The organism is Caldithrix abyssi DSM 13497 (assembly GCF_001886815.1).
GTDB lineage: Bacteria > Calditrichota > Calditrichia > Calditrichales > Calditrichaceae > Caldithrix > Caldithrix abyssi.
Genome location: NZ_CP018099.1, coordinates 4,498,697 through 4,513,180, shown reverse-complemented (window position 1 = coordinate 4,513,180; position 14,484 = coordinate 4,498,697). Strand labels below are relative to the sequence as shown.

The following is a 14,484-nucleotide window of genomic DNA, read 5'->3' as shown; positions in this document are numbered from 1 at the left end:
TTCTATTCTTTTTCAATATAAACTTCCACCGGCATGCCAATCTTTAGTTTTTGCCCGGGATTGGGCACCTCGATCTGAACCGCGTAAACCAACGAGGTGCGCGTCTCTTCCGTTAAAATGGTTTTGGGCGTAAATTCGGCTTCGCTGGCGATCCAGGTGATTTTGCCCTCAAAGGTTTCGTCGGTTCCATCTATTTTAACCGTTGCCTTCTGTCCCAATTTTAAACGGTTTAATTTGGTCAATGGGACGTAAATGGTGGCTTTTAACACGCTCAAGTCGGCCAGCTCCAGCAACGGGCTGCCCGGCGCCACGCTTTCGTAAAGATTTACAAAACGATTAATCACCAGCCCCTGGATGGGCGCGGTGATGCGCGAATCCTTAATATTCAGGCGCGTGATGTCAATGGCCGCCTGCAACTGCCTGCGCTTGCTGGCAATTAGCTCTTTATTGGTCATAATTTCTTCTAATCGTGCGCCCAGAATGTCAACCTCGGTTTGCAACTGATCAACCTGTTGCTGCGTGGCGGCGCCTTGCTTTAACATGGCCCTGGTTTTAGCAAGCGTTTGCCGATTAAAATTGAGCTGGCTTTGCAACTGGCGTTGTTTGCTTTCGATTGCCTGTAAATTGGCGTTCAGCTCGTCCAGTTGCGCCTGTTGCTGTTTAAGCTGCAGCCGCAAACGTCGGTCGTTTACTTTGACGAGCAACTGCCCCTTTTTAACAAGATCGCCCTCTTTAAAGCTTAACGTGTCGATTGTGCCGGCTGTTTTAGCTACCAGACGAATAACGTCGGTATCCATTCTGCCATTGTAAGCAAAAGGTTTTTCATTCCGGGAACAGGCAATAAAAAGAGAAGCCAGAAGAAGCAGGCATGTCATTGACGTTTTCATGGGATGCTCCATTGCGTTAATGGTTTTCCGCTTAAATAATCGATTTCGCTACGTTTGAGCGTCATTAACAACGCGTGTCGTTTTACGTTCAACTGGGCTTCGGTTAACTGTAGGTTTGCCTCGTTAAAGTCCGTAACCGAAGCCATGCCCTGAGCATAGCGGGCGGCAACGACTTTCATCTTTTGTCGAGCCACTTTTAGGGCGGCTTGTACCACGTCTTGCTGTTCTTTAAGCGTTTGCCATTCGCGCAGCGCCCTGTCAAAACGTGTTTGCAACTGATCTTTTACCGCCTGTTTCTGCCAGTCGAGCTGTTTAAAGCGAGCGCGAGCCGCCTGTTCGTTCAAACGATCGGCATTCCAGCTAAACAGATTCCAGCTGAGGCTAACGCCCCAGATGCCGTAATCCATCCATTCGCCTTTAATCATATCCAGGCCGGGGCGGCCGTAGTTGTAGCTGGCAAAGGCGGCCAGGGCGGGAAAGTAACGCGCACGGCTGATTTTAACCGCCGTGGATTGCATCTGTTGCTGTTGATCTAACAGGCGATAGGGCCCTGTTAATTGAACAACGGGCATTACGTTTAAACCGACTTCCGGCGGTTCGTTAAAAGACTGAATGGTTATCTTTTGACCGGTTAATTCTTTTAATTGTTTTTCGGCAATGGCTAACGCTCCCTGCGCGGCAATCAGTTGCTTGTGGTAATTTAAACGCGCCAGCTTTAAAGAGAGCGAATCCAGCCCCAGCGCCATGCCCTGTTTAATCAGCGATTTAATGCGTTTCATCTGCCAGGCAACGCGTTCCATGGAAGCTTTGATTACTTCGATTTCCAGTTGTTTTTCCTGAGCGTTCCGGTAGGCGGCAATCACGCGAAAAGCGATCTCTTTTTCTTTTTCTTCCAGATTAATGTGTTCCAGCTCCGACATCTGAGACATCAGGCGCACACGATTCTTTTGCGCAAAACCGCTGAATAGCACATGTTTAATCGTTAGCGATGTTTCGTACGTATCGTAACGCCCCAGCCGCACGGCGGAAGGCAGGGCGGGCAGCGTTGGCAGGGCGGGGAAATCGATTTGCGCCACATGCGTTACATGCCGATACCAAGCGCCAAAATCGAGCGATGGCAGGGTTTGCCGGAAGGCCGCCCGGGCCTCTAATTGCCTTTTTCTTAACGCCTGTTTCTGCGCCTTTAGTTCTTTGTTCTGGTCCAGGGCGATCTTAATCGCCTGTTCAAGGCTCTGAGCCTGTAGAGATGCAGGACAAAAGGCGGCAAGAATCAGGCTGAGCATCAAAAGATATTTTAAAGGATTCATGAAGGCGTCTCCCGCTTTTTAATGCCGTAATAAAGCTGTTCAAAGATCATCTGTTTCCGCTGTTCAATGAATTCCGAAGAATTGAAGTCGATTTCAGGAAACATGGGTTCAATAATCGGTTTAGCCAGGAAAAAATAGACGCAGGAGCCAATTAAAGTGAGTAGAAATTGAACAGGTTGTTCGATGTGCATGATCTCTCCACGTTCCCCGGCAAGTTTCAGCTCGTTAATGATGGCGTAGGGCGTGTGCATCCGGTTTTCGGCAATGATTTTTTCCATAACCTGTCGCGCCCTGCTTCCGCCTTCGCTGAGTTCGCGGGCGATGAAAAGCGGTAAATGAGCATTGTTTAAAAGATGATCGTGAAAGCGGTCAAGAAAGATGCGTAAGGTCTCGGCAAAGGTCTGTCCGGGGATAAAAGAATCGCCAATGGAGTTGATGAATTTGAGAAATAATTTTTCCAGAACGGCGGCATATAGACGGTCTTTGCTGCGAAAATAATAGTGCAGCATGGCCTTGTTGACTCCGGCGCGATCGGCGATTTCCTGCATACGTGCGCCGTGCCAGCCCTTTTCCACAAAGACCTGCATGGCGATTTGCAGGATTTGTTCTTCTTTTTGACTGATTGTTTCAACCATTGCATTAAACCATTTTATTTAACCAGTTGGTTAAATTTAATAATGGGCAGATTAAAAGCAAGTTTAATTTAGACATTAGTTAGGAGCCCCCAATAATTAAAAATAATATGCTCTTAACTCATAGATAATTTAAGTACGCGAAAATGTTTGGAGAAAGGCGGTTTAAAAAAATGTTAAAATATTTTTTCTTAAGTTAAATATTTACTATATTGCTACTGAAATGTTTAATCCTTCCTTGTCAGATAAAAGATATTAATTTAAAATAGAGGTCACAATGCGTTTAAAGCTTAAGTTACAGGTTGATTCGCAATTCAACATATTGCCCTTTAACTACTTTTATCCGGTTTCGGCCTGGCTGTACAAACAAATCAATCGCGGCGACAGCGATTTTGCACACTGGCTGCACCAAAAGGGCTACATGGTAAAAGGCAAACATTTTAAACATTTTACTTTTAGCAAAATCGGTTTGCGTCGTTTTCGCAGATTGAATGGCGGGTTGTTGATTTTAGACCGCCAGGTTGATTTACACATTTCGTTTTTGACGCAAAAGAGCTTCGAAAGTTTTTTGAGCGGTTTATTTTTACATCAACAAATGGATATTGTGGATGCCAGGCATCAATGCCGTTTTTTCATAACTCAGGTAGAGAGTTTATCGGCCCCGGAATTTAAGGCGCGCATGCATTTTAGGAGCAAATCGCCCATTTGTTTAAGCAAGCCGGTAGAAATAAACGGCAAGTCGGGCAAAGAGTTTTTACATCCATCGCATCCGGAATACGGGCAGCGTTTGGTGCAGAATCTGTTTTTTAAATATTTGTCTTTCAAGGAACTGGAAAAAGACGCGGCCATGGAAGACAGCTTGATGAAGAATTTTGAATTTAAATGGTACGAGCCGTGTAAATCGCGTCTGGCAACCATCAAATCTGGCAGTAAAGAAGAAACGCGCATTCGCGGCTATTTGTACAGCTTTGACCTGACCGCCCCGCCGGAACTGCTGCGCATTGGCTATTACTCCGGCTTTGGCGAAAAAAACAGCCTGGGGTTTGGGTATGTGGAAGTAATGAACGATAAATAAAAAATGACATAGGAGCATTGCTAATGTTACGAGAAATAGTAAATTTTACCAAAAGTCTCAGCCCTGAAATTTTTTTTCGAAATTTAAAACCATCAGAAGGGCTACATTTAGTAGTTTGGCTTTCGGACAATGGGGATTTAGAAAAATGCGAATATGAAGTTTTTAAAAAAAAGCAGGAAATTACCACATTTTTAAAAACCTGTCTTAGAAGAGAAATAAATAGTAAATGTGTATCAATGAATAAAGCTTTAGATTCAAAAAAGAAAATTCATTCTTGCTCTCCATTTAGCTTAGCTTTTAAATTAAAAACATTCACATCTGGAGATGCTGAAAAACGGTTTAAAGATTATTTAAGAATAGCAAAAGGATATTGCATTACAGATGAGCAAAACTTTATTGTTGAAAATTTTATTAATTTTTGCACAAAAAATCTTCCTGAATTGCTTCAAAATATATTGGCTGATATTGCAAAAAAAAGTGAAGAGGATAAAAAATACAAAATAACAGAAGCTCATTATCTACGCATTTATCTGGGTAATGTATCTTTAGAAGAATTTAAAAATGTTCATATGAATTACCTTAGACTAAAAGTATTCAATAAAGATGAATTTAACATTAAAAGAAATAATAAAATTTACGGCGTTAGTGATTATCTAACTGGATACAACCAGAAGAAACCCTTTCTTCAACATTTAACTGCAACATTTGAAGTAAATAATCGCGTTAATGAAGATGACGCCTTATGGTTATACCGCTTTAAGCAATTAAAAGACAATAAACAACTTCCCAATCCTTTACCAATTTTTATTGATAAACAAGAACTTAATCAAGAAATTGTTACAATATTTTTAGATCAAGAGGGAAACATATCATATTCTGACATAATTCGAAGTGTACACGAAAAATACAAAGACCTTGGTAATTATTATTTATTAAATATTCAGGGAAAAAATATTAAAGATTTTGATTTTGTTTCTTCTTTTAAAATGTACATTGAGCCTAAAGTACGAATATTACCTATTTTTTCATACAGTAGTAAATTGATAAATAGAACAATTGAAAATGTTTTTGATTTTGAAAAAGAAATTGTACCATGCATTTTTAACAATAAGCTAATTCAGCATACAAAAAATGGTATTCGCTATCGTTATTTTGAGGATATCGATTACAATCCGAAATATATCAGTACGATAGAATATCAATTGGTTTTAAAATATCGCAAAGCATTTTATGATTACATTTACAAAAGCAAACGCGAAGCAATAAATTCACGAATTTTTTATGAAATAATGCAATCAATGATCCTTAATGATTTAAAACAGGATGAATTTAAAGACAATCGACATACCAAAGATTTTGCAATAAAAGAAAAGTTGAATATCTGGTTTAGTTTATATGAATTTTTTGATCAACCAAATAGAGGAGAAATTGTAGCTATGGCAAATTTAACCGTTCATTTACAGGAGCGTGTAAAAGCAATTGCTGAAGACGAAAATAGCCATATTGAAAACGACAATGAATTCGCCTTTGCCGCCGGACAAATTATTTATTACCTGTTTAGCCAAAGTGAAACGGCTAACAAAACACACGCCTTATTGGAACCTTTTTTACAAAAAACCGATTGCGAACAATTCAAAATGGCAATCTCTCGTACGCTTGACCGATACAAACATAAAATTCATTTTAACCATCTAAAATTTAATAAAATAATATCGGAGATTCTTGGTTATTATACTGATCAAAATATCAAAAATCTCATGCCAATCATCCTTGCCGGATATTTTTCTGACAATGTTTTGTATGGCAAAAAGGAAATGAAGAAAATGACTGAAGAAATTAAATCTTAAAAAAAGATTCAATAATAATTTAAGGAGAAACATCATGAACGAATTTAAAAATCGTGTATTTGGATGCGCTATTGTTAAAGCCATCAATGCAAACTACAATGCGGATTTTACGCATCAGCCGCGTACCCTGCCTGATGGTACTGTTTACGCCACGGATAAAGCATTTAAATATAGTGTACGGAATTATATTAATCAGCACTATCCAGAAGAAACAGTTTTCTTTTTTAAAAGATTAAATCAAGATATGAATCCATTAACCCAGGCTGAAGTATATGATAATTTATTTGAGAACTTCGAGTCCGTTGAAAAAGCTGAAGTATTAAATAATCTATTACGTTGCATTGATATTCGTTTCTTTGGCGCTACATTTGCGGCGAAATCAAAAAAACGCACTATTAATTTATCTATTCACGGCCCTGTGCAAATTAATCATGGGGTAAACCGATATCCTGAAAATGAAATTTATTCAGAACAAATTATGTCACCATTTCGTAATCCTGAATCCGAAGGTCAGGATGAGCGAGAGGCATCTACTTTGGGACAACAATCCAAACTAAAAGAAGGTCATTACGTGCATCATTTTTCTGTTAATCCTAAAAATTTAGATGCGATGTTAAAATTTGCTGAAAAAGCAGGCGGTCTCACGGTTGAAGATATTGGTAAACTCAAAGAGGCCATGAGGCTTGGCGTAACATATTACGATTCTGCTGCCAAAGCAGGTGCTGATAACGAGTTGCTTTTTTGGGTTCAACTTAAACCAGAATCAAAAAAGGTGCTGCCTGTTTTTACGGAATTTATCTCTGTAAATCGGGAAAATGGTAAGGTAATGATCGACTTCGGTGCATTGAAAAACGTGCTATCAAAAATTAATGATGAAATTGAAAAAATGGAAGTTTATTATTTGCCAGAAAATACCATTATCAAAAATTTACCGGATAATGTTCATCGTTACAACCTGTTAACAGGCAAAGAGGTTAACTGACCATGGAAAAGCTTATTTCCATAGAATTTAAAGCGCCCATGGGCTTTTTAAAAAAACCCGATATAAATGAAGGGGGCGGTAAACAGCTTTATCTTACTTTCAATATGTTGCACAAGCCGGCTTTATTGGGTATTTTAGGTGCTGTACTTGGTCTAGAAGGGTATGGCAATCCAGGAGTTTTTCCAGAGTATCTTTCTAAGTTAGAAAGGTTACTTATTGGGATTGAACCCCTGAATGCGGTCAAAGGTAACTTTACAAAAACAATCCTTCAATATAACAACACTACAGGTTTTGCCAGCCATGAACAAGGCGGTAATCTGGTTGTTGCTGAGCAAATTCTTCTGAATCCTGCCTTTCGTTGTTATCTTTTGTTAAACACAGATAACCAATTATTATCGCAACTTGATGCACAACTACGACAATCACAGGCTGAATATATTCCCTATTTAGGTAAGAACGAATTTCATTTATGGTGGGAAAATTATCGCGAGTATTCCTTTAAGCCTTACACCTATGATCGGGATTATAGGATTCAAACAATTATTCGTAAAGGAAATCAGCTTTTTAAAGAAATGAAAAAAGAAGGAGGTTTGGGATTGCCGTTCCTGCTCGGACAAAGTCAAAATGAACCTGAATTTATTAGCTTTGAAGAATTGCCCGTTGGTTTTGATAAAGATTTAAAGCAGTATCAGCGAGAAATGTTTGCCTATACCAATTATACTTTTAAAAAAGAATTTCGACTGGATGGTTTATTTTTAGTAAAGGAAGAAAATATTGTCATCCAATTATTTTAAAACCCTTGAATCAATAAAAGCAGATTTTTCTTGCTTATTGGAACGATTAACCGAGTGCGAAAAATATTGGGCACATTTACACTCGCATAAAGCGCCTGAAAAGTTAGTCGATCATACTCGATTGGTGGGAGATTACGCTTTTAAACTTATTCAATCGCACCATCTGGAAATTGTGATTGAACGACTTATTCAGGCGCTAATTCAAAAAGAATTTGTTTTAGAAAAAAAAGCCGTTGGTAGCTTTATTAAATCCCTTTTCTGGCAGACCATTCTGTTTCACGATTATGGAAAAATTAACGAGAACTTTCAAAGAGAACGGATGCAAAATCCGCATTTTTCTAAAAAATGTAAAAACAAGATTGGATCACGTCATTCAGCACTTAGCGCCTTTATCCTGATTTCTGTAAAAATTCAGGAATTAAGAGAAAATTCAATATTATCTCAGAATGAAAAAGATTTTATAACCTTGCTAATTGTACCTTTCGCCGGAGTTATTTTAAAACACCATGCATCGTATTATGATCATGATTTAGACATTCCGCCTGACTGGATTGAAGCAATGAAATCTTACTTATCTTTGCTTCATATTCGCACCGATTTTAAGCTGGTCAAGAATTTAATGCAAAGCTTTCAGGACGAACAACGTTTTCTGCCAATTGTAGATTTCCTTTTTAAAGATATTTCGGCTTTTTCTTTATTTGGGCTCATTCGACTTTGTTACTCACTATTAACGGCCGCTGACTATTATGCCACTACCGAATACACTATAGATTTAGCTGTTAAAGATTTCGGTGTGTTTTTAGTTGGAGAAAAAGAAAAGTTGCAAAATACTTTTAAAACCAGTAAGTCTTACAATAAAGACTTTTATAAGCGTCAGGAATATTATCTTTCCTTACCTCTCGATAAATTACAAAAAAGAAATCCTGAAAATTTAAACACTTTGCGGCAAAAGCTTATGGCGGAAACATTGAATGCTGTAAAGCAAAATAAGAACGAATATGTATTTTATCTGGAGGCTCCTACAGGATCCGGCAAAACCAATCTATCGCTGGCCATTGCTATGGAATTATTACAAGCGCATCAATACGTTAATAAAATCCTGTATGTTTTCCCGTTTACTACATTGATCACGCAAACCGCTCAGAGCATAAAAGAAACACTACAGGTAACTAATGCGCAAATGGTGCAATTACATTCAAGAAGCGGTTTTCATTCTAAACGAGAAGAAGTAAAGGACGGACAGTATGGGCAACAATATCAGAATTATATTGACAACCTTTTCGTAAATTATCCTATTATATTAATGACACACATTAAATTTTTTGATATTTTAAAAAGTACACAAAAAGAAAATATTTATTTATTACACAGGCTTGCCAATTCCATAGTCATAATTGACGAATTGCAATCCTATTCGCCAGCCGAATGGGACAAGATCCGTTTTTTTATTTCTAATTTCGCTTATTTTTTTAACATTCGTTTCATTCTCATGTCAGCCACCTTGCCCAAACTGGATGCCTTATTTTTGCCCGAAAGTAATCAAGTGCCCTTGCCACATAATTTTATATCTTTGTTAAAAAATCCCAAACAATATTTTCAAAATCCAAATTTTAAAGGACGTGTTCAATTCGATTTTTCACTAATCGATAAGATAACCTCAATTGAAGAGTTAGCGGATTTTGTTTTTGATGAATGCGAAAAATATTCCTTCCAAAATAACGGAGTTGTTAAAGGCATCATCGAATTCATTTTCAAAAAACGCGCAGGCGAGTTTTATAAGTTAATTAAGGAACGCTTTAATAGTGCAAATTACCAAATATATTTGCTTTCGGGTACTATTCTGGAACCCAGACGTAAAGAAATTATTGCACATATTAAAAAGTCAATAGAAAAGAAATCTTCCGCAAAAATTCTTTTAATAACCACCCAGGTTGTTGAAGCAGGTGTTGATATTGACATGGACATTGGATTTAAAGATCGTTCATTAATCGATAGCGATGAACAATTAGCCGGTCGTGTGAATCGTAATGCGCGCACTATTCCGGCCAAAGTTTTTTTATTTAAATTAGACCGAGCTTATGCCATTTACGGCAAAGATTTACGTTATGCTTTAACGCGGGATCATATCTCGCAGGAACAATATCAAAAAATTTTACAGGAGAAACGTTTTGAGATTTTATATCAACAAGTGTGCGACTATATTAACCGTGAAAATAAAAATGAATTTATAAGAGGGTTAAAAAGCTATCTTGAACATTTTAAAAAGCTCCGTTTTTCAAAAATAGACCGGGAATTACAATTAATTTCGGAACAGAATGTTACTGTTTTTGTACCTTTAAAAATTTCCACTTGTTATTTTTCTAATAATGATCTTGAATTTATTTCCACTTTGTCAGGGGTAACAATCAATGACTCTCTTGAGGGAGAATTGGTGTGGAAAACATACATAAATATTATTAAAAACAAAGATATGGGTTTTGTTGAAAAACGCGTCGATATAAAAAAGATTTACGGCATTATGTCTCAATTCATGTTTTCTATATATGTTAACTCCGGTTTATTAACCGAATTGAAAAATTTTGCTGATCTTGAAATTTTTAATAGCTATCAAATTCTTTATCTGTCTCGCTGGGAACAGGTCTACAGCTACACAGATGGGATTAAAGACGAAAATTTTAAAGAAGCCATGTTTATTTAACTAGAAGAATGCAATATGATTATTACTGGTACGCATATTAATTACTATCATGTTTGTAAACGGGAGCTCTGGCTTTTTGCCAACGGCATCCAGATGGAACACACCTCCGAACTGGTAGGCGAAGGCAAGCTAATCCATGAATACGCCTATCCACAGCGGTCGGAAAAATATTCGGAAATCGAGCTGGACGGCATCAAAATCGATTACTACGATGCCAAAAACAAAATCGTGCACGAGATTAAAAAATCGGACAAAGTCGAAAAGGCCCATTCATGGCAGGTGAAATACTATCTTTTTGTGCTGGAAAAGAAAGGCATTACCGGAGTGAAAGGCATTCTGGAATATCCGACTCTGCGCTTGCGCGAGGAGATCGAGTTACAAGAAGACGATCGCCTTTATTTACAAAAGATCATGCAAGAGATAGAAACCATCTGCCGACAGGAGGCCATGCCGCCGCGCATCGGCAAAAAAATTTGCCGCGCCTGCTCCTATTACGATTTTTGCTGGAGCGGCGAAGAACCGTGATTAATTCGGTAAGTTGAATTAAATTCTAAAGAAGCATCCATTATGAAAAAAAATTATTATCTATTCAATCCCGGACGTTTGAGCCGTAAGGACAACACCTTAAAATTTGTGCCGGTAGATGAAGAAGGGCAAGAACAAAAACCGCGTTTTTTGCCGGTAGAAGGCGTGTCCGATTTGTACGTATTCGGTTCGCTGGATGCCAACAGCGCGCTGTACAACTTTTTAGGTAAAAAACAAATTGCCGTACATTTTTTCGATTATTACGAAAATTACACCGGCAGTTTTATGCCCAGAGATTACCTGCTGGCCGGCAAGGTACAAATTGCTCAAACCAGAGCCTATTTACGGAAGTCCCGCCGTCTGGGGCTGGCTCAGGCTTTTATCGAAGGCGCCAGTTTTAACATGCTTAAAAATTTACAGTATTACCAGAGCCGCCAAAAAGATTTAAGCGCAGAAATCGACACCATTCAATCTTTGCGCAGTCAAATTTCCGGGGCGCAGGACGTTTCGGCGCTGATGGGCGTTGAGGGCAACATCCGCCAGGTTTACTACCAGGCTTTTGACGCTATTTTAAAGGACTTTTCCATGCCCGGGCGCACTAAACGTCCTCCACAGGACGAAATCAACGCCCTGATTTCATTTGGCAACATGATGTGTTACAGCGGCTGTCTGCGCGCCATTCATCATACGCAGTTGAATCCCACCATAAGTTTTTTACATGAGCCGGGTTATCGCCGTTATTCCTTAGCATTAGATTTAGCCGAAATTTTCAAGCCCATTCTGGTGGACCGCGTTATTTTCAAGCTCATTAATAAACAGATGATCAAAGAAAAAGATTTCGACCGTCAACTAAACCGTTGTTTACTAAAGGACAGCGGTAAAAAAAGCTTTATTCAGGCCTATGAACAACGTTTAGGGGAAACCATTCATCACCGCGTTTTAAAAAAGAAAGTCAGTTACGGTCATTTAATTAAGCTGGAGTGCTACAAATTGATTAAAGATATTTTAGGCGAACAGCCTTATAAACCGTTTAAAATCTGGTGGTAAAAGGAGGAGGGAATGGAGCCGTGTATGTGATTTTGGTTTACGATGTTGGCGAAAAACGCGTGGGCAAAATGCTCAAATTATGTCGTCAATATTTGAATTGGATTCAGAATTCGGTATTTGAAGGCGAGATTACGTCGGTAAAATTAAAAGAGCTATTGAAGAAAGCGAAGCGTTTGATGGATATGGATAACGACAGCATTATTGTATTTAAAAGCAGAGATATTAAGTGGTTAGAAAAAGAAATAATCGGTCTGGAAAAGAATCCGCTGGACACCATGCTTTAAGAGTCGTCGAACCTCAGGGGAAAACGTACAATTAGAGATCGACGCGGCATCTATTAAAAATATGCGGAAAAGGATTTGCATAAGCCATTGAAAAATGGTATTTTTTTTGAGCCTGAACAACGGGTTTTAATCGAATCAGAGTGGGATTGAAACTTTAATTCAAATCCATCATTTTCTTCAGATAGTTTTGTTTTAATCGAATCAGAGTGGGATTGAAACCGCGTCCGGTTGCGTAGCCACGTAAACACTAGCCTGTTTTAATCGAATCAGAGTGGGATTGAAACCCCGGACAATCTGCGAGTTGCATCTTTTATTAAGCCGTTTTAATCGAATCAGAGTGGGATTGAAACAAAACGTTCTTGTTCAAATAACGTTTGCGCAATATAGGTTTTAATCGAATCAGAGTGGGATTGAAACATCAATAACAATAATTCCAAAGTGCCAGCTATTATGTTTTAATCGAATCAGAGTGGGATTGAAACGAAGTTGTACACTTTACGTTGTCTTTGTTCATGAGTTGTTTTAATCGAATCAGAGTGGGATTGAAACAGATAAATCTTGCGGATGTTCTTTATAACGCTTGAGTTTTAATCGAATCAGAGTGGGATTGAAACGGCAATAAAGGCTTTGATTTTATTGGCGGTTTGTGCTGTTTTAATCGAATCAGAGTGGGATTGAAACCAGATCGAAGCGCTTAAGGAAGACCGTTCACAGAGTTTTAATCGAATCAGAGTGGGATTGAAACAGGTTACCCCAGGTTGAATCTGTGCAATGTAAGATTATGTTTTAATCGAATCAGAGTGGGATTGAAACGCCTTGAGGGCTTTGTAGATGACTGATCTGGAAACACCGTTTTAATCGAATCAGAGTGGGATTGAAACAAAGGAGTTACAGCGACTTTAAAAATAGGTTGTGCTTGTGTTTTAATCGAATCAGAGTGGGATTGAAACTACTGTTTACACCACAAGACTGTATCACCTGGAAAAACGTTTTAATCGAATCAGAGTGGGATTGAAACATGTGTTCCATTTTTTTCTCCTTTTTTTTGGTTGAGTTTTAATCGAATCAGAGTGGGATTGAAACTTGCTCATAGGACTTGAAAGAATCCGGCAGAGACTTTGTTTTAATCGAATCAGAGTGGGATTGAAACAGGAAAAAGCTTACAGATTTAAGAGCCGGGCAATTTGTTTTAATCGAATCAGAGTGGGATTGAAACATTTTTTCTTGCTCATGTATTTTTGTATGACAAGGTTTTAATCGAATCAGAGTGGGATTGAAACAGGATATGATAGCCCGGCCGCTCCACTATTTCAACAAGTTTTAATCGAATCAGAGTGGGATTGAAACCCCAGTGTAACCGTATACGAAGTGGTTTCACCAAAGTTTTAATCGAATCAGAGTGGGATTGAAACGCGCAAATAAGCATAACTAAACATAAAGGGAAAAGGTTTTAATCGAATCAGAGTGGGATTGAAACAATATATTCTTATCGAAATACGTTTGGCCATAGAGTTTTAATCGAATCAGAGTGGGATTGAAACAAGTTTTAAAGCAAGAAAACAAATTTAACCTCGAGTTTTAATCGAATCAGAGTGGGATTGAAACCGGCTATTGCCCTCCTATTTTAGTTTTAATAAAAAACGTTTTAATCGAATCAGAGTGGGATTGAAACGGATGCAATCTGACTGTTTTTTTCCTGCCTCTTAGTTTTAATCGAATCAGAGTGGGATTGAAACACTCTTAGATAGGCCGCGGAGCTGTCAGGAATCGGAATGTTTTAATCGAATCAGAGTGGGATTGAAACGGTGAAAACTTTATTGCATCGCTAACCGGTTTAACCAGAGTTTTAATCGAATCAGAGTGGGATTGAAACCATAATTAATAGCTTTTTGTATAGCCTGTGTATCATGTTTTAATCGAATCAGAGTGGGATTGAAACCCGTTGAGCTTCGGCTGTACACCGGTATCTGGCTTAGTTTTAATCGAATCAGAGTGGGATTGAAACGCCTTATTACTTTCTTCAATCAGTTTATCGACGTTGGTTTTAATCGAATCAGAGTGGGATTGAAACTTTAACTCAATTACGAATTAAGAATTACGAATTACGATTTTAATCGAACAAGAGTAGGTTTGGAACAAAGATGGGGGGGATTCCTGCTTGTGTGGGAATGACGGTTGGAGCGAAGCATGGAGGGGATTCCCGCTTGCGCGGGAATGACGTTTGGAGCGATCCGGAGTGGGGTTGAAACAGGCACGGAAGGGATTCCTGCTTGTGTGGGAATGACGGTTGGAGCGAAGCATGGAGAGGATTCCCGCGTTCGCGGGAATGACGGGTCGGCGGGGCGTTTTAATTTGCCTGGCAAAGCACCTTCTTTGTTTTCACTCCGAATTTGATTATATTTAAGC

Annotated in this window: 11 protein-coding genes and 1 CRISPR repeat array; of the genes, 8 read left to right on the top strand and 3 right to left on the bottom strand. The window is 38.6% G+C overall.

Going from position 1 to position 14,484, the window contains the following annotated elements:
* Positions 1 to 2: 2 nt before the first annotated feature.
* The 3 genes from Cabys_RS17745 to Cabys_RS17735 are packed head-to-tail and all read right to left on the bottom strand — an operon-like array spanning position 3 to position 2,829.
* Positions 3 to 887, bottom strand: a complete 885-nt coding sequence (locus Cabys_RS17745) for an HlyD family secretion protein (protein ID WP_006928008.1) — start codon at positions 885 to 887, stop codon at positions 3 to 5.
* Positions 884 to 2,194, bottom strand: a complete 1,311-nt coding sequence (locus Cabys_RS17740; protein WP_006928009.1) for a TolC family protein — start codon at positions 2,192 to 2,194, stop codon at positions 884 to 886. The genes Cabys_RS17745 and Cabys_RS17740 overlap by 4 nt, the downstream gene beginning before the upstream one ends.
* A complete protein-coding gene (locus Cabys_RS17735; protein ID WP_006928010.1) occupies positions 2,191 to 2,829 on the bottom strand; it encodes a TetR/AcrR family transcriptional regulator in 639 nt (212 codons plus the stop codon). The genes Cabys_RS17740 and Cabys_RS17735 overlap by 4 nt, the downstream gene beginning before the upstream one ends.
* A gap of 274 nt (positions 2,830 to 3,103) precedes the next feature.
* On the opposite strand from Cabys_RS17735, the gene cas6 reads away from it, so the two are divergent.
* The 8 genes from cas6 to cas2 are packed head-to-tail and all read left to right on the top strand — an operon-like array spanning position 3,104 to position 12,078.
* A complete protein-coding gene (gene cas6 / locus Cabys_RS17730; protein ID WP_006928011.1) occupies positions 3,104 to 3,901 on the top strand; it encodes a CRISPR-associated endoribonuclease Cas6 in 798 nt (265 codons plus the stop codon).
* A gap of 23 nt (positions 3,902 to 3,924) precedes the next feature.
* Positions 3,925 to 5,748 carry a hypothetical protein gene (locus Cabys_RS17725; RefSeq protein WP_006928012.1) on the top strand — a complete coding sequence of 608 codons (1,824 nt, stop codon included), beginning with the start codon at positions 3,925 to 3,927 and terminating at the stop codon, positions 5,746 to 5,748.
* Positions 5,749 to 5,782: 34 nt separating this feature from the next.
* Positions 5,783 to 6,730, top strand: a complete 948-nt coding sequence (locus Cabys_RS17720) for a type I CRISPR-associated protein Cas7 (protein ID WP_006928013.1) — start codon at positions 5,783 to 5,785, stop codon at positions 6,728 to 6,730.
* Positions 6,731 to 6,732: 2 nt separating this feature from the next.
* Complete coding sequence (gene cas5b, locus Cabys_RS17715) at positions 6,733 to 7,524, top strand: type I-B CRISPR-associated protein Cas5b (protein WP_006928014.1); 792 nt, start codon at positions 6,733 to 6,735, stop codon at positions 7,522 to 7,524.
* Positions 7,505 to 10,222, top strand: coding sequence for a CRISPR-associated helicase/endonuclease Cas3 (locus tag Cabys_RS17710; RefSeq protein ID WP_006928015.1), 2,718 nt, complete (start codon positions 7,505 to 7,507; stop codon positions 10,220 to 10,222). Before cas5b ends, Cabys_RS17710 begins: the two co-directional genes overlap by 20 nt.
* 15 nt (positions 10,223 to 10,237) lie before the next feature.
* On the top strand, positions 10,238 to 10,747 hold the full coding sequence (gene cas4, locus Cabys_RS17705; protein WP_006928016.1) for a CRISPR-associated protein Cas4: 510 nt from the start codon (positions 10,238 to 10,240) through the stop codon (positions 10,745 to 10,747).
* Positions 10,748 to 10,789: 42 nt separating this feature from the next.
* Positions 10,790 to 11,794, top strand: coding sequence for a type I-B CRISPR-associated endonuclease Cas1b (cas1b, locus tag Cabys_RS17700; protein ID WP_006928017.1), 1,005 nt, complete (start codon positions 10,790 to 10,792; stop codon positions 11,792 to 11,794).
* A gap of 20 nt (positions 11,795 to 11,814) precedes the next feature.
* Complete coding sequence (gene cas2, locus Cabys_RS17695) at positions 11,815 to 12,078, top strand: CRISPR-associated endonuclease Cas2 (RefSeq protein WP_006928018.1); 264 nt, start codon at positions 11,815 to 11,817, stop codon at positions 12,076 to 12,078.
* 123 nt (positions 12,079 to 12,201) lie between these two features.
* A CRISPR array of direct repeats spans positions 12,202 to 14,215; the repeat unit is 30 nt; unit sequence GTTTTAATCGAATCAGAGTGGGATTGAAAC.
* Positions 14,216 to 14,484 lie beyond the last annotated feature (269 nt).

Bases quoted from the DNA above. Each gene is read 5' to 3' on its own strand.
- Cabys_RS17745 (WP_006928008.1), bottom strand. From the start codon at position 887: ATGAAAACGTCAATGACATGCCTGCTTCTTCTGGCTTCTCTTTTTATT.
- Cabys_RS17740 (WP_006928009.1), bottom strand. From the start codon at position 2,194: ATGAATCCTTTAAAATATCTTTTGATGCTCAGCCTGATTCTTGCCGCC.
- Cabys_RS17735 (WP_006928010.1), bottom strand. From the start codon at position 2,829: ATGGTTGAAACAATCAGTCAAAAAGAAGAACAAATCCTGCAAATCGCC.
- cas6 (WP_006928011.1), top strand. From the start codon at position 3,104: ATGCGTTTAAAGCTTAAGTTACAGGTTGATTCGCAATTCAACATATTG.
- Cabys_RS17725 (WP_006928012.1), top strand. From the start codon at position 3,925: ATGTTACGAGAAATAGTAAATTTTACCAAAAGTCTCAGCCCTGAAATT.
- Cabys_RS17720 (WP_006928013.1), top strand. From the start codon at position 5,783: ATGAACGAATTTAAAAATCGTGTATTTGGATGCGCTATTGTTAAAGCC.
- cas5b (WP_006928014.1), top strand. From the start codon at position 6,733: ATGGAAAAGCTTATTTCCATAGAATTTAAAGCGCCCATGGGCTTTTTA.
- cas4 (WP_006928016.1), top strand. From the start codon at position 10,238: ATGATTATTACTGGTACGCATATTAATTACTATCATGTTTGTAAACGG.
- cas1b (WP_006928017.1), top strand. From the start codon at position 10,790: ATGAAAAAAAATTATTATCTATTCAATCCCGGACGTTTGAGCCGTAAG.